The organism is Pseudomonas reactans (assembly GCF_013387025.1).
GTDB lineage: Bacteria > Pseudomonadota > Gammaproteobacteria > Pseudomonadales > Pseudomonadaceae > Aquipseudomonas > Aquipseudomonas reactans.
Map to the genome: position 1 here is coordinate 1 of NZ_JACAQP010000002.1, position 14940 is coordinate 14940.

The window sequence follows — 14940 nt, forward strand, 5'->3', positions numbered from 1 at the left end:
CTACTTCAGACCATCCTTAGGTCCTAGATACACACCATCCTGCTTTGTAGCGTTCCGTTGCGCTTCAAGTATTCCAGGCGAAGACGCCATAGTTCCACAGCGACTGGCCTGCGCAACAAAGAAATTCGACTCAGGGAAGTACTCTTTCGTGAGGGTGATAACTTGCCCCAAGCCCACTGCGTATTGGTCCGGCGACAACGTGTTATCCGACTCACCTTGATGCCACAAAAAATGCGTCACGGTTAGGCCAGACGATTTCACCTCTGCAAGCCTTGCCTTCAACATCTCATTGAGCCTACCGCCTGACTGCCACTGCTTTAACGTCGAACCGCCAACACCTGCCGGGATGAGTATCACATCGTCAGCCAAGTGGTCATTCACCAGCTTGTCGCCGAGGTTGCTCCACACACTTCCAGATACGCCTGTAGCACCTAACAGAGGGTCAGCAGCCAGGTAGTATTTACCTTCGAAGTAATTGAACACTTTCCCGGTAGTGGATTGATGGCGTTCACCGCCGTGGTTGGCCGCATTAGATTGACCAAATACAAAAGCCACAACTGTGTTTCTCGTTATCTGGGGAGCGTCAACTTCCTGCTTATCATGAAAAAAGCTCAGCTGATCATATTCATTTAACAAAAACGGATCCGGAACCGACTTATTAATCGCAGGGATAAACATTCTTTTGATTTCTTTGACCGAAAAGAACAACGCATCTTGATTCGCGACTGACCGCATCCCTATCGCTATAGATACAAATGACAGCAACAGCAGAAAGGCAAGCACCGCAGTAATTTTCAGAGCCCGAAATCCCTTTCTACTACTTCCCTTTTCAACAGACATACGTGCCCCTTATAGAATTCAGTGAATAGTTTACAGCTTGAAACTACTGCGTGCACGGGCAATCCCCATGGGTGGAGACCGCACCTTCCTCAACCATGCCGACGGTTAAAATAGGCCCCCAAGATCTGCTGGCTGCCAGTTCATTATCACAAGCTCTCCACTGACTTGAGCCCGGCCTTGCCGTTGGTTGGTGGTGCTATAGCGGATATCCAGCGTCTCAAAGTGGAAGCCATCAAAAGCCCGCCGGATGTCCGGGTGATCGTTGATGCTCACCATCACCTTCCCCTTGCAGCGCCGCATGAAGTCAGCCATGCGCTCGTAATTCTCAAACGGAAAATCCACGCCATAACCCGCCGTCTGCCAGTAAGGCGGGTCCATGTAATGAAAGGTGTGGGGACGGTCGTAACGCTCAGCGCACTCCAACCAAGGCAGGTTTTCAACGTAGGTGCCGGATAACCGTTGCCACGCGGCGGACAGGTTATCCTCGATCCGCAGCAGGTTAATCGCCGGGCCAGTGGTCGCGGTACCAAACGTCTGCCCCGTCACCTTGCCGGCGAAGGCATGGTGCTGCAGGTAGAAGAATCGTGCGGCACGCTGAATGTCGGTGAGGGTTTCAGGGCGGGTCATCTTCTGCCACTCGAACACCTGGCGAGAGCTGAGCGCCCATTTGAACTGGCGCACGAATTCCTCCAGATGGTTCTGCACGACGCGATATAGCGTCACCAGGTCGCCGTTGATGTCGTTGAGGACTTCAACCGGCGCGGCCTGGGGACGCATGAAGTAGAGCGCGGCGCCGCCGGCAAAGACTTCGACGTAGCATTCGTGGGGAGGGAAGAGAGGGATAAGACGGTCGGCCAGGCGGCGTTTGCCGCCCATCCAAGGAATAATCGGGGTGTACATAAAAGTAAGACCTTTACTGTATGAATAAACAGGTGCTAGGCTCGCCGTGCTTTGTGCACAAGGCAGGAGCCGTGGCTGGACTTGCAGGATTGGTCTGCGGGTTTGGCGAGCCTGACTGGATGTTGGCGCATCCGTCAGGCTCGTTCCTTTTAAAGATATCAAGTCATCATGTGCCCTCAAGGAAGACGCTTATGAACAAAAAGCCCAGCAATTTCAAAAAGGAAATGGTCGCGCTAGTGAGCAAACTACCAAGTGAATGGCTCTTAGCCTTTCTATTGGGGACTCTACCTACTTGGCTTTTCAGTTCTACTGAAAAAGATGTTGATGAAATTGTGCAGGGACTGCTTGCAATCGGCCCACTCATTCAATACTCCGCCTACCTAATTGCACCTTACGCGTTGGTTTTCATTATCAAACACGGGATACGCTTCAGCTCTGACAAAAGCAAAGGCATTTTTAACTTCTTTCACACAATCATTGCAGAAATAGGAACCGGCTTTCTCACTATTACAAGAACTGGTTTAGGAGCAGTGTTAGGGGTTCTAGTATTAGGACTGACTACAGACATCATTACAATCAACAGCCAGCAAGTCATTTCATTGAGCGTAATGATATTTACACTCACTATTGCTAACTGCGCACTCGCTCTCGGGAAGGACACGCTTATCGAGCATACCAACAGGCCTTCTATGATTAACCCTATTAAGCTAAGTCCTAAATTAAAGTGATTACTGAGAACGTTGGAGCGCTATCGTCGAAACGTAAGTTTGACAAGCCTTAAGCGCAATCAGTCCTTGATCACCGGTATCGGTGATCCCGATAATTCGTTGAGCATGCGCTGGGTCAAGTTGGGCTCTTGGGGAGCCATGAACCACGCAGCCGGTGGCGGTGGTGGTTGGCACTGAGCAACTGCTGGTGGCTTCGGTGGCGGCGAGAATGACTGACAGCCGCAGATCAGCAGTAGCCAGGCGATCACGCAGACGAGCCTGCTTGGTTTGCTCATCAGTCAATTCCTTATAGTGGGTTTCATCTTTGTTCTGCAGGCGCTGCTCAAGGGCGAGGCGTTTGTCCTGCTCGCTGCGCTGCTGGGCAGCAGCAGCTCGGGATAACTCGCCAAGGGTGTTGGCGTGTAGCCTGGCCTGACGCTCCAGCTGCTGGCCGTAACGCCAACCTTGAGCTGTCCAGGCGAAGGCAGCGGATCCGGCCGCCAACATCACCATCAACACGCCGACTGCCGCGAGCCGGTATTGCGCGGGGATCAGGTCGAAGAGACGCATAACACCGCCCTCGCCCTGGCCCACAGTTGTAGACGATCTTCCAAACCGTTGAGCCCGCCATTGATCCGACGGGTGATGGTGTTGAACTGGTCTTGATCCGCAAGCGCGTTCAACCCGTTCACGGCCCAGAACCACGCTGCAGACTCTGCCGCCCATTGCGGCAGCTCCAACAGTTCCGGGGTACGAAGTAATCTTTCATCGCCGAACATCGCCAAGCTGCAGCGCAGGTAGTTGTCGTGCCCGGTAATCTGGATCAGTCCACGGCCACGATACCGTTGGCCGTCACCATCAGCGGCAGGCGTGTTCCCCAGCTTGGCGGCCAGCAGGCCGGTGTCGTACTTGCTGAGGTATTGATCGCTCCCCAGTTCGCGCACGTACTGCAGTTGGCCGGATTCGTGGCCGATCTGGGCAAGGAAGGCTGCCTGACGCTTTGGCGTATCGATTTTGCGATTGGTCATGGCTGCGTTTAGCGCGGATACAAAAACGCCCGCTTGGCGGCGGGCGTTGGGCATGATGCGTTGGAGTTGTTGCTCGGTAATGGACATCGCTTTTTCCCAGGCAAAAAAAGACCGCTCGATGGCGGCGGGTGGTGAAGCAGGTACGGGCAGTTACAGTTACAGTTCCAGGACTTTGACCTCCTTGGACTTCTTCGTTTTCTTACCGGCCGCCTTGGCCTTTCCCTTCTTCCCTGCGTTGCATTCCACGGTCGTGCTCCAGCCGGACTGGGTGAACACCTGTTCCACCGAGTCGACAAGAAACTCGCCGTCCAAGCCTTCCTTGAAGCCCTGCGCGTTGATCTGCCGCTCAGCGAACAGATCGGTGCGCCCTACCATCTCCAGCCGAACCTCGGCGGTGGAGCGGTTGAATGCCGCGAGTCGGGCTTTGGCCGCTTGCTCAGCGGCAGATTTGTTCGGGTGGATATGCCGGTCGGTATGAACGGGCGGCAGCCCTGCGGGTGCGTCGTCGTTGTCCAGGGTCAGGTTGACCAGCTCGCCGGTTTTCTTGTCCTGGTACCTGGCCTTTACGGCTTTCTGCGTGGTGCGATCAGTGAAGCGAAATTGCCAGCGGCTGACGTCACTGCGTCGGATAGTGATCGCGGGCAGGTTCTTGCCACTGGCGGTCTGTCCACTTTGGCGAGGCAGTACCAGCAGCTTGCTGTCGGCGACCTTGGCCGTGCAGTCGTGATCCTTGGCAAGCCGGGTGATGAAGTTGTAGTCCGATTCGTTCAACTGGTCCGTCCGAGGCACAACCGTGGCGACTGGGCACTCAGGCTTCCAGCCGTTGCGAGCGGCAATGTCGCTGACGATCCTGGACAGCGGCACATTTTCCCAACTACCGCTACGGGTGGTCTTACCGCTGCCGCGCATATCACTGGCTTTGCCGCGAATGATAAGGGTGTCAGGCGGGCCGGAGACCTCGATGTCATCGACGGTGTAGCGACCCAGACGGTCCAGTGCTTTGCTGTCGTAGCCCAGGTAGATCTGTATCGTCGCCCCCCTTTTGGGGAGGGACACCGCACCGTCGCGGTCATCAATGCGCAGCTCGAACTCGTCCGACTCCATACCGGGCTTGTCGAGGGTCCGCAGCAACAGCAAACGGTCGTTGATCAACGCGGTTATGTCAGCGCCATCAGCAACAATCCGAAAGATTGGCTTCAAAATACTGCTCCCCAGAAATAACAAAGCCCCAATTAAGGGGCCGTAATTTGAATAAAAATCATGCGTGGCGATACTTCAAAGAGGCTAACTCACTACGTCGCGAAGCACGCTCTCTATCTCTGCGGGCTGAACGCGGAGAAGACCTGCTGAGACGCTTTTTACCCTTATGAGAATATGGGTTAAACCGAATTAACATTCTCACAAAGAAATTTTGCTCTAACCAGAGCACTTCAAAAATGAATACCGGAGTTGCATACAATGACACTACTAGTGGGACATATGTCAATTTCACTTCCCCCGTATAGCTAGTAAAAGCAATGAGACAGACTGTCAAAACAACCGAAATCAAAAACAGGACGAAGTACGCGCCTGAAATCATAATCTCATAATTAACAGCAACCGGATTAAATCGTACACGCCTGATTTTTTTCAAGCGTTTCAAGCGACCGCTTTGCAACCATTGAACGCCAAGTCGCGGTACCAACTTGAAAGCAGCGAGCAAGACGATGCCGATTACCACATTAAAAAAAGTACCAATCCACCACTTAACATTTAGTAAATCTGAAAAATAATCCATACAACGCACCATCTCTCCGTAAGCAAAGAAGATGCAAATCTAATCGTTTACAAAATAGGTATCCAGAAAAAAGGTCAGTCCCACAATTGCACCTGCTGACCCACAGTCTCAGGAGGCTCAGGAAAGGTGATCAGCAACCCCGTGCGCAAAGGCTGTGGCTCATCCGCCAACAATCGATTGGCCGCCAGCACCGCCTCGACAGTGCCATTCAGGTGCCCGTAGTGCTGGTAGCACAGCGTATCCAGCAGGTCACCGTCAGACGTTCTGCATATCATCGCCATAGCGTGTGAACTCCAAACTAAAAGTTTGCTTGCGCGGGATCCCGCCAGCCAGCAACGCACCCTGCTCCTCCTCAACGCTGCGCAAACACCAGGTTCCAAGAACAACGCCATAGCCGGTGGTGAGGTTCAACGGCAACTGCTGGCCGCTGATACCTTTCGAGCGGTTAAATCCGAAAGCCAGGCATCACAGGCCCTAGCATTGCGCGACAAAGCCCTGAGCATGGCTGCTGGGTTGGATTCCTTCTTTCAGGAGGATGCAGCATGAGCCAGGCCATCCCAACGCTTCGCCTGACGCCTCAGGCCGCCGGCACACTGCAACAGCAGCACGCCAAGGCCACCAAGGAACTGCGCTCTCAGACGCGCTACAGCAAAGAGTTCGACCGCCAGTTGAAAGCCCTGATCGGCTATGAAGCTCTGCGCCAATTGCACAAGGCGACCGAGGACGCCTTGCTGCTGGCCGACCTGGTGAGGGAAGCCGCATGAACTGGATCCTGACTTCCACCGGCAAGCGCTTCGACCTGTTCGAGCCTGACGTCGGCATGATCGACCCACGGGACATCTCGCACGCACTGGCCCAACTGTGCCGATTCAACGGCCACACCCGCGAGTTCTACAGCGTGGCCCAACACAGCTGCATCGTCGCCGAGCTGGTGCCGGAAGAACACAAACTCGCGGCCTTACTTCACGACGCCGCCGAGGCGTACCTGGGCGACATGACACGGCCACTCAAGCAATGGATGCCCGACTATCGAGGTTTCGAAGACATCATTTGGGAGCACATTTGTGTTCGCTTCGACTTGGTACTCGATCTCCCTGTCTGCGTACGTCAGGCAGATCTGATCGCGCTTGCGACAGAGCGCCGAGACCTCATGCCACCCGATCCGGCTATCTGGGATTGCTTGGTCGGCATCGAACCCATGGTTGAAACCATCCGCCCATGGCCTGCCGCCGAAGCCCGGCTCACCTACCACCAGCGCCTGATGGACCAACTCGCTATCGAACACCGGAGGAAAGCGGCATGAAGAACCAACAGGATAACTTCCCTTCTCTGTCCGCTTTGCTCCGCGCTGCTGATGGTGTCGACACGCTAGAAACAAAAAGTCTCTGCTGCGCAGCAGCAGGCATTATTGCTCCTGCCAATGCCATCTCAGAGGCACTTACACCCCACGAAAAGCTGCGCGGGGCAGCGCTCACTGATGCAACGCTAAACGTTCAAGAAAGCCCGCTCGCGCAGCCTGTCGGGGGGTACAAGGGAGTCGATTTAATTGGTGAAAGCCTGTCTTTTTCCGCTCAGATAGTCGATTGCATTGCTGACGTTCTGTTGACAAAAAATGAGCCTATTGACCATCGGCAGTTCATCATCGTGCGAAAGATCCCAATCATCAAGCATCTCACAAGCTGCCTTGGCCGCCGAAATAGCATTCATCAAATGATTGAGATGAATCAGATGAAGCCTTGTCGCCATATGGGCACTGCTAATGTTCGTCAGCAATATATCCAACCCTTTCCAACTAGCTATATGGCCATGCCTTGCGTATTGACGCGCACTCTTCCTAGATTCCTCACACATTCGCTGGCTGGGCTCAGGCGGCTTTGCGTGGAGCATTCTGTGCCGGTGCTGCCAAATCTCAGATGCCAGTTCTTTTTCCGGGCTGATATTCCCAAGCAGGGAATTAATAAGCAATTCCAGCTCCTTTCGGATCAATGTGGCAATTGTTTTCAGCATGGCGTCAGTTTGAGACTGCCTATCAACAGCACTTTTCTTGGAGTGGATAATAGGAAATGCCGCAGCACCTATGATGGCCAATATAGAGCCAATAGCCTGAACCCAGTCAGAGGCATTTTCTTTAGCCCCGAACGCATCCAACACAACAAACAATGCCCAACCCAATGCGCCTATTGCCAAAAAAGCCCAGGTAACCCAGATACCGGCGATCTTCATCGTGGGCGGCATACTAAAAACCTTCATGCGTCATGGCTCCTAGCCATCAAAAAAAATCGAGCATGCCCATTTCTAAGCTTTTCGTCTATGAAGGAGGCAACGTGAATGAGTTGGCTCTTTTCGCAGGCGCTGGTGGCGGAATACTCGGCGGCCACCTCCTCGGCTGGCGCACCGTCTGCGCCGTTGAGCGTGAAGCCTACGCCGCACAGATTCTGGCGCAACGACAAATCGATGGGCTTCTCCCGCCTTTCCCAATTTGGTCTGACGTGTGCAGTTTTGACGGACGACCATGGCGAGGCCTTGTTGACGTGGTTTCGGGAGGATTTCCTTGCCAGGACATCTCGGCCGCGGGAAACGGCCTGGGTATCGCCGGACCACGCTCCGGACTGTGGTCGCAGATGGCACGAATTATCAATGAGGTACGACCGCGCTACGTCGAACTGGAGAACTCACCACTGCTTGTGGGAAGAGGACTTGCCGTGGCACTCGGTGACCTTGCCGAAATGGGGTATGACGCGCGGTGGGGTGTTATCGGAGCGGCAGACCTCGGAGCCCCTCATCAGCGGGACCGGATCTGGCTCATCGCAGAGGACAGCCTCCAGACGGTGGCCAACACCCGTGCCGAGCATGGCAAAGGGATCCTCACCCGCCGCACTGACTCGCCGTTCCGGTGCCGACCGCTCGAACGATCGCCTAGATCACGCCGTGATGGCACTGGATGGTGGTCATCTGAACCCGGAATGGGTCGAGTGGCTGATGGGGTGGCCCATCGGATGGACCGACTTAAAGCCATTGGGAACGGACAGGTTCCAATCGTGGCAGCAGCATTCGATTTATTTTCAAGAACAGCGTCATAAGGAGGCCGCATGAACACTTTGTTTCTTATAATGGCACAGTATAATGGCCAAGCAGTTATTCCTCTTATTTCCATATGCGAGGATTATATGGGATTAACGGTCGAAAAATTCAAACATAAATGCTTATCCGGCGAGATTGATATCCCTATCATCCGCTTAGGAGCTAATAGCCAAAAAGCTGCACTTGGCGTTCATATAAAAGACCTCGCTGAGTATATTGATCGTCAGAGGGAGAACGCACGCCAAGAGCATCAAAAACTTATGGGAAGAGCGGCCTGACTCCTGCCGGGAGGGAAACCTCCCGACATTGGCAACTCGAGAGAGACGTCAAAAAAAATACTCAACTCCCTTCTTCAGGATTACGCTGAAGGCCCCGGCAGTAACGAATTTACCTCCCACCTTCAACCATTTGATCGCGGTATAGCGGGCCCCACTACCGCCGTTGTTGGATGACAAGTATTCCTCTACAACTCCAGAAAGCTCTTTAAACCCGTGGACAAGGTCAGCACTATCGAGCTGAGCAACTTTAACCTCTGCAACTTTACCAGCGTCCACCTTAAAAAATACAACGCAAGGGAGATCTGCTTTACCTTCAACACCCAGCACACTAAGAAAGTTCTGGTTGAAATTCTCTACCGCACCACGGTCACCACCATGAAGGTAAAAAAGGCTTAACCGCCTTCCTGAGACTCTATCTAACTCCGCAAAAACTCCTTGATCTCTGAGTATTTTCCTCAATGCCTTGTTATTAAAATCATAAAAAACAAAAGCAAAAGAACGCGCCCTCTTTTTTTCGAGATGCTCAGCGCAAATTTCGTCGAAACGCTTTATGAATTGCTCACGCCCATGACCTATTCCCTTACCACTTCCCTGTTCATAAATTGGAATCATATAAGTCCTTTACACCGAAAATTATTGATTTTTTAAATACTAAGCGAGTTCCCATGGGAGATCTGTCCTTCCATGCACAGCCTTTAAAATTCCAGCCTTTCTCATGGCTGTGGCAGCCCATCGTGCATCGTACTGCCAAGTGTAAAGCAGAGCGCCAGATCGCCTTATCTCAATTTCATAGTTATCCCAAATATACTTTGCCACATCCTTAGGCCAAGCTGTTCCACCAAGGGATTTCAGGGCCGCGACAACCCATTTTTTCATGTCCTCTCTGGTTGCCATCACCATCTCCACAATTGGAATTTGACCTTGCTCAACGCTACATAATAGTAGTGGAATCTAGAACCGACTGAAGCCAGCGCCAGCTCTTATAAGCATCGCCTCTGCCTCTCAGATGAGTGTAACGCCGCAGGGAGTTCCAATCGCGGTGACCCGAAACGCTCGAGACTCTCGGGATATCCCAATCCATCTCAAACAACCGACTCACTCCCTCATGCCGCAAATCATGAAAGTGCAGATCCTCAATGCCTAGAATCGGGCATGCCCGTGTAAAAGAGGCTGACACTGATTTGGCGTTGTATGGAAAGATCTCCCGCTCCTGCTTCGGCATACTCTGCAGGATCGCCCAAGCCTCATCCGGCAGATGACACCAAACATCATTACCGATTTTTTGCCCGGGATTCTTCATATCCGGCACCAGCACAGCCTGCCGAGCACAGTCGAGATCCTCCCACCGAATCCGAGTGATCTCCTCCTGCCGGCGCGTGGAAAAAAGCGCAAATGCAATTATCTTCGGCATGTTAATAGAGTCCGGCCGGCGCTTCTGCATCTCGAAAAAATGCCCCATGAGTTTGTCCAGCTCATCGATCGTGGGCCGACGATTACGCTCTTTGCTCTTGCTCACCATGCCAAGCTTGCGTAAGACTTTTCGAGCGTCAGGCATTGCATGAGGATCGACCTCATAGCCCCATGCCGGCCGAGCCACAGACAACACAGCGCCCAGGTGCGACAGATCATTACCAACCGTCTGCGCCTGCACACCGCCGCCCTCCTCGCTCATCCGCCACTGCGCGTACTCCACCAGTTTCTGGCTGTTCAGCACTGAATCGTCCAACTCACCCAGCCAGGTTTCCTTGATCGCGCTCAACGTCGCGCTCTTGGTCTTCCCCAGCGGCCGGATCTTCTCGTACTCATCCAGGTACTGCTCGATCATCTTCTTGATCGTCACCCCTTTCCGATTCGCCCGCTCAATAGCACCTGGCTGGGCCAGCTCGGTCTCCCGTCGCTTGATCCAGGCCTGGGCGACCTGCTTACGGTCGAAGGTTTGGCTTTCCTGATAAACTGTCTTGCCATCCCGATTGATCCGTATCTGCGCCGTGTAGGCTGTCGAGTTGTCCTTGCGCTTACGTGCTGTGATCGTGCCCATTTCCAGTTGCTACATTGCCGAATTCGATCGCTACAATGTAGCAACCGACTCCAGAAAACAAGGGAAAACGGGTAAAAACCGCTGTATAAAAGATCAGTATTAATGAATTCCGAAAAAGCCGAATCACCAGTAAATGCTAGCCATTCCCGCTCAGAGCCGTCACGCCGGTTCAGCGTAGCGCCGATGATGGATTGGACCGACCGCCACTGCCGGTTCTTCCTGCGCCTGCTCTCCAAACACGCCCTGCTCTACACCGAGATGGTCACCACCGGCGCCATTCTTCACGGCGACCACGACCGCTTTCTGCGCCACAACGAAGCCGAGCACCCGCTGGCCCTTCAGTTGGGCGGTAGTGTTCCGGCTGATTTGGCGGCTTGTGCCCGTATGGCCGAAACCGCCGGTTACGGCGAAGTAAACCTGAACGTCGGCTGCCCAAGCGACCGCGTACAGAACAACATGATCGGCGCAATCCTGATGGCGCACCCTGCCCTGGTAGCCGATTGCGTGAAGGCCATGCGCGATGCGGTGTCAATTCCAGTAACGGTAAAGCACCGTATCGGCATCAATGGCCGGGACAGCTACGCCGAGTTGTGCGATTTCGTCGGGACGGTGAAGGACGCGGGCTGCACCAGTTTTACCGTGCACGCGCGGATTGCGATTCTGGAGGGGTTGTCGCCGAAGGAGAACCGTGACATTCCGCCATTGCGTTATGACGTGGCGGCGCAGTTGAAGCGGGATTTCCCTGGGTTGGAGTTCATTCTCAACGGTGGGATCAAGACGCTGGAGCAGTGCCATGAGCATTTGCAGACGTTTGATGGGGTGATGTTGGGGCGGGAGGCTTATCACAATCCGTATTTGCTGGCGGAGGTGGATCAGCAGTTGTTTGGCAGTGAGGCGCCGGTGATCAGTCGGGCGCAGGCGCTGGTGCAGTTGCGGCCTTATATTGCGCAGCATTTGGCGAGTGGTGGCTCGATGCACCATATCACTCGGCATATTCTGGGGTTGGGCACCGGTTTTCCTGGGGCGCGCAAGTTCAGGCAGTTGTTGTCGGTGGATATTCATAAGGCGAGTGATCCTTTGGCATTGCTGGATCAGGCGGGGGCTTTGCTGGAGGGGCGGTGAGGGTCAGTTGATGTAAGGGGCGGTCGGGCTGCCGTCATCGCTGGCAAGCCAGCTCCTACAGTTGATCGAGTCGCCAGTCGCAGTTGGGTTGAACCTGCCAGCCGTTTTGCCCTCCTATTGAGCAGTACGGTCGGTCTTTCAAACGGCTGTTTTCAGGTTGTTGCCCTCGCAAACGATCGAACGCATTTGCGCCCTTGAGCGCCTGCCAGCGCTCGGGTAATGTCATCAGACCCACAGGACAGAGCACGCCCATGACTTCCAAGCTGGAACAACTCAAGCAATTCACCACTGTCGTTGCCGATACCGGCGATTTTTCCACCCTCGCCAAGCTCAAGCCGCAAGACGCCACCACCAACCCTTCCCTGCTGCTCAAGGCTGCGTCGATTCCTGCGTATGCCAAGCTGCTGGATGAGGCCGTGCAAGACTGCAACGGTGACGTGGGCCTGGCCAGCGACCGTTTTGCGGTGGCGGTGGGTCAAGAGATTCTTAAAGTGGTACCGGGCCGTATTTCCACCGAGGTGGATGCCCGTTTGTCGTTCGATGAAGCCGCCATTCTCAAGCGCGCACACCGTCTGATCGACCTGTATGACAAAGCCGGCGTTGGCCGCGACCGCGTGCTGATCAAGATCGCTTCCACCTGGGAAGGCATCCGCGCCGCCGAGAAGCTGGAAAAAGAAGGCATCCAGACCAACCTGACGCTGCTGTTCTCCTTCGCTCAGGCTGTGGCCTGTGCAGAAGCTGGCGTGTTCCTGATCTCGCCGTTCGTGGGCCGTATCTACGATTGGTACAAGAAGGCCAACGGCAACGACTACACCGGCGCTGAAGACCCGGGCGTGCAGTCGGTAACGCGCATCTACAACTACTACAAGGCCAATGGCTACAAGACCGTGGTGATGGGCGCAAGCTTCCGTAACCTGAGCCAGATCGAAGAGCTGGCTGGCTGTGACCGCCTGACCATCAGCCCGGACCTGCTGGAGAAGCTGGCAGCGGATGAAGGCAAGCTGGAGCGCAAGCTGTCGCCAGGCCATGCCGGTGAAGCCCGTGTGCACCTGACTGAAGCGCAGTTCCGTTGGGAGTCCAACGAGGATGCGATGGCGACTGAGAAGCTGGCAGAAGGGATTCGTCAGTTTGCTCGCGACCAAGAGAAACTGGAGGCGTTGCTGACTGCCAAGCTGTAAAAGGCGGCGACTGCAAAAAGGGCGGAACCTGTGAGGGTTCCGCCCTTTTTTATGCTGCCTGGACTGTTGCCATCGCTGGCAAGCCAGCTCCTACACAGGGAGCGTGGTTCGTCAGTGGCGTTCGAGGGCGTTGACGAGGTCGTGGAAAGCTTCGCGGTTGGACTCGTTGAGGCCCATCAGGATTTTGTGCGCTTCCAGTACCTTGACCCGCACCACTTCTTCGGACTGGTCTTGCGAAGGCAGGTCGGTCAGGCATTCCGGGCACGGAATCGGGCGGTCAACGATGTTGAACACCTGATCGAAGCCCATGGACTGCAACAGACGAGTGATGTCTTCGTGGGTGGTGACCACAGTCGGCAACAGGCCGACCTTCTGCCGAGACAGAATGGACAACTTGGCCAACAGGCCCAAGGTGGTGCTATCGATGCTGCGGGTTTCGGTCAGATCAATCACGATCGCCGAGAAGTTCAGCGCTGTGAAGATCCGCTCAATCGTCGCATCCAGCGCCGAACACAAGGTCAGGCGCACTTCACCGACAAATTTCAGGACGAAGGTCCCGTCTTGCTCGGCGAATTGGATTCTTCCGGTACTCATCAAAGATTCCTGCTCAACACCAATAGGGCGATATCATCCGGCATCTCCCCCAGCGTGGCCAATCCAAAAACCTGCCGCAGGCCATCCAGGCTGCCGCCCGCCGACTTGACCTTTTGGGGCAAGGCGGCTTCTTTCTCTTTGAGTGTAGGCTCTGGAAGAAGGTCCAGGATGCCGTCTGACATCAGCGTGAGGCTGAACGTCGGCGGCAGCTCCAGGATGTGGTCTTCGTAGGTGGCTTCATTGAACAAGCCCACCGGCAGACCACGGCCTTCCAGGTAACGCACACTGTCTGGAGTGTATAAAACCGGCATCGGCAGGTGACCGCCGATGCTGTAGGTCAAAAGACCGGTTTCTTCATCAATCACGCCGCCGACCATCGTCACGTGCTTGCCCAGCTTGCAGCTGATCAGGCCCCGGTTGATGTGGCCCAACACCTCGGAGGGGGTAAACTCCGGCAAGGTGCCATTGCGCTTGGATTCGAACAGCAGCCGTGTAGTCATGAACTTCAACAACACGGTAACAAAAGCAGAGGAAGCACCGTGGCCGGAGACGTCGGCCAGGTAGAACGCCACACGTCGCTCATCCACGCGGAAATAGTCGACAAAATCACCCGACAAGTACAGCGACGGGATGATCTGGTGGGCAAACTGGAAGTCGTCGATGGTCCAGGGGCTGACCGGCAACATGTTCATCTGCACCTGGCGACCGGCGTTCTGGTCTTCCTGGAGCAGGTTAAGGCTGGCTTCGAGTTCGCGGTTGGCGGTTTCGAGCTTTTCACGGTAGCGCTGGTTTTCCACCAGCAGGCGTGCACGATCCAGGGCACGGCGCACCGAGTGCTCCAGCACCGCGAGATCTTCCAGGGGCTTGATCAGGTAGTCGGCGGCCCCCAGGCGCAGGGCTTCGACGGCATCGTTCATCACCCCGGCGCCCGATACGACAATCACCGGCGTCTGCGGGGCGAGTTCAGTCACCTGGCGAATCAGCTCCAGGCCGCCCATCTGGGGCATGCGCAGGTCGCAGATCACAAGGTCGGGCTGGTCGCGCTCGAATACCTGGAGACCCTGTTGGCCATTACTGGCCTGCAGGACGCTGAAGCCACTGTCTTCCAAATAGGCCGCGAGGCTCGCGCGCACTACTTCGTCGTCATCGATTATCAGCAGCGTGGCACTGGTTTTTTGCATGTGGGCAAACGGCGCCAGAATTAGGTTGGCGTAGGTGGCGCGACAATGGCCGGGCTCACGTACTGGATTCGCTTTCTAGCCTCTCTGTCCTACAAAGCATTGGGATTTTCCCCATGCACAACGGTAAAGCAGAGGTGCCCTTCTAAGGCGCAGACGGTACTCCCATCCGTCAGGGGTTTCAAGCTCATGCCGATGGTCGCCGGGCGTCTTTACACC

The 14940-nt window shown here is 54.9% G+C and carries 20 protein-coding genes and 1 pseudogene; 7 read left to right on the forward strand and 14 right to left on the reverse strand.

Going from position 1 to position 14940, the window contains the following annotated elements; all coding sequences use genetic code 11:
* Positions 1–840, reverse strand: coding sequence for a sialate O-acetylesterase (locus tag HX793_RS01430; protein ID WP_178905435.1), 840 nt, complete (start codon positions 838–840; stop codon positions 1–3).
* Between the two features lie 105 nt (positions 841–945).
* On the reverse strand, positions 946–1740 hold the full coding sequence (locus tag HX793_RS01435; RefSeq protein WP_178905436.1) for a DNA adenine methylase: 795 nt from the start codon (positions 1738–1740) through the stop codon (positions 946–948).
* 191 nt (positions 1741–1931) lie between these two features.
* Here HX793_RS01435 and HX793_RS01440 point away from each other — a divergent pair, with 191 nt between their 5' ends.
* Positions 1932–2468 carry a hypothetical protein gene (locus HX793_RS01440; protein ID WP_178905437.1) on the forward strand — a complete coding sequence of 179 codons (537 nt, stop codon included), beginning with the start codon at positions 1932–1934 and terminating at the stop codon, positions 2466–2468.
* On the opposite strand, the gene HX793_RS01445 is transcribed toward HX793_RS01440, so the two are convergent.
* The 6 genes and pseudogenes from HX793_RS01445 to HX793_RS01470 form a co-directional block, all read right to left on the reverse strand.
* The gene (locus HX793_RS01445) at positions 2469–3017 is read right to left on the reverse strand and encodes a lysis system spanin subunit (protein ID WP_178905438.1); all 549 of its coding nucleotides are present in this window, start codon (positions 3015–3017) and stop codon (positions 2469–2471) included.
* Positions 2999–3562, reverse strand: a complete 564-nt coding sequence (locus HX793_RS01450) for a glycoside hydrolase family 19 protein (protein ID WP_178905439.1) — start codon at positions 3560–3562, stop codon at positions 2999–3001. The genes HX793_RS01445 and HX793_RS01450 overlap by 19 nt, the downstream gene beginning before the upstream one ends.
* Positions 3563–3631: 69 nt before the next feature.
* Positions 3632–4675 carry a phage late control D family protein gene (locus HX793_RS01455; protein ID WP_178905440.1) on the reverse strand — a complete coding sequence of 348 codons (1044 nt, stop codon included), beginning with the start codon at positions 4673–4675 and terminating at the stop codon, positions 3632–3634.
* 58 nt (positions 4676–4733) lie between these two features.
* The gene (locus tag HX793_RS01460) at positions 4734–5252 is read right to left on the reverse strand and encodes a hypothetical protein (RefSeq protein ID WP_178905441.1); all 519 of its coding nucleotides are present in this window, start codon (positions 5250–5252) and stop codon (positions 4734–4736) included.
* A gap of 74 nt (positions 5253–5326) precedes the next feature.
* The gene (locus HX793_RS01465; protein ID WP_178905442.1) at positions 5327–5533 is read right to left on the reverse strand and encodes a tail protein X; all 207 of its coding nucleotides are present in this window, start codon (positions 5531–5533) and stop codon (positions 5327–5329) included.
* A pseudogene (locus tag HX793_RS01470) lies at positions 5508–5675 on the reverse strand (phage tail protein); the annotation flags it as partial. The gene HX793_RS01465 and the pseudogene HX793_RS01470, both read right to left, overlap by 26 nt.
* A 119-nt stretch (positions 5676–5794) precedes the next feature.
* Here HX793_RS01470 and HX793_RS01475 point away from each other — a divergent pair.
* Both HX793_RS01475 and HX793_RS01480 read left to right on the forward strand, forming a co-directional pair.
* On the forward strand, positions 5795–6016 hold the full coding sequence (locus HX793_RS01475) for a hypothetical protein (protein WP_178905443.1): 222 nt from the start codon (positions 5795–5797) through the stop codon (positions 6014–6016).
* Positions 6013–6555, forward strand: a complete 543-nt coding sequence (locus HX793_RS01480; RefSeq protein WP_178905444.1) for a phosphohydrolase — start codon at positions 6013–6015, stop codon at positions 6553–6555. The genes HX793_RS01475 and HX793_RS01480 overlap by 4 nt, the downstream gene beginning before the upstream one ends.
* A 239-nt stretch (positions 6556–6794) precedes the next feature.
* On the opposite strand, the gene HX793_RS01485 is transcribed toward HX793_RS01480, so the two are convergent.
* On the reverse strand, positions 6795–7502 hold the full coding sequence (locus HX793_RS01485) for a hypothetical protein (protein ID WP_178905445.1): 708 nt from the start codon (positions 7500–7502) through the stop codon (positions 6795–6797).
* Positions 7503–7537: 35 nt separating this feature from the next.
* Between HX793_RS01485 and HX793_RS01490 the strand changes: the two genes are divergently transcribed.
* Together HX793_RS01490 and HX793_RS01495 are read left to right on the forward strand one after the other, a co-directional pair.
* The gene (locus tag HX793_RS01490; RefSeq protein WP_218646196.1) at positions 7538–8332 is read left to right on the forward strand and encodes a DNA cytosine methyltransferase; all 795 of its coding nucleotides are present in this window, start codon (positions 7538–7540) and stop codon (positions 8330–8332) included.
* 9 nt (positions 8333–8341) lie between these two features.
* Positions 8342–8611, forward strand: a complete 270-nt coding sequence (locus HX793_RS01495) for a pyocin activator PrtN family protein (RefSeq protein WP_178905447.1) — start codon at positions 8342–8344, stop codon at positions 8609–8611.
* 48 nt (positions 8612–8659) lie between these two features.
* On the opposite strand, the gene HX793_RS01500 is transcribed toward HX793_RS01495, so the two are convergent.
* The 3 genes from HX793_RS01500 to HX793_RS01510 are packed head-to-tail and all read right to left on the reverse strand — an operon-like array spanning position 8660 to position 10649.
* Positions 8660–9223 carry a hypothetical protein gene (locus tag HX793_RS01500; RefSeq protein ID WP_178905448.1) on the reverse strand — a complete coding sequence of 188 codons (564 nt, stop codon included), beginning with the start codon at positions 9221–9223 and terminating at the stop codon, positions 8660–8662.
* A 39-nt stretch (positions 9224–9262) separates the two neighbouring features.
* Positions 9263–9505 (reverse strand): hypothetical protein, encoded by a 243-nt coding sequence (locus HX793_RS01505; protein ID WP_178905449.1) that lies wholly within the window; start codon positions 9503–9505, stop codon positions 9263–9265.
* A 37-nt stretch (positions 9506–9542) separates the two neighbouring features.
* Positions 9543–10649, reverse strand: a complete 1107-nt coding sequence (locus HX793_RS01510; protein ID WP_178905450.1) for a site-specific integrase — start codon at positions 10647–10649, stop codon at positions 9543–9545.
* 102 nt (positions 10650–10751) lie between these two features.
* Here HX793_RS01510 and dusA point away from each other — a divergent pair, with 102 nt between their 5' ends.
* Positions 10752–11771 carry a tRNA dihydrouridine(20/20a) synthase DusA gene (gene dusA / locus HX793_RS01515; protein ID WP_178905451.1) on the forward strand — a complete coding sequence of 340 codons (1020 nt, stop codon included), beginning with the start codon at positions 10752–10754 and terminating at the stop codon, positions 11769–11771.
* 251 nt (positions 11772–12022) lie between these two features.
* Entirely contained in the window at positions 12023–12949 is a 927-nt protein-coding gene (tal, locus tag HX793_RS01520; protein ID WP_071496709.1) for a transaldolase, read from the forward strand.
* A gap of 111 nt (positions 12950–13060) precedes the next feature.
* On the opposite strand, the gene rssC is transcribed toward tal, so the two are convergent.
* Together rssC and rssB are read right to left on the reverse strand one after the other, a co-directional pair.
* Positions 13061–13543 (reverse strand): anti-sigma factor antagonist RssC, encoded by a 483-nt coding sequence (rssC, locus tag HX793_RS01525; RefSeq protein ID WP_003172602.1) that lies wholly within the window; start codon positions 13541–13543, stop codon positions 13061–13063.
* Positions 13543–14724, reverse strand: coding sequence for a two-component system response regulator RssB (rssB, locus tag HX793_RS01530; protein ID WP_016975286.1), 1182 nt, complete (start codon positions 14722–14724; stop codon positions 13543–13545). The genes rssC and rssB overlap by 1 nt, the downstream gene beginning before the upstream one ends.
* Positions 14725–14940: the final 216 nt, after the last annotated feature.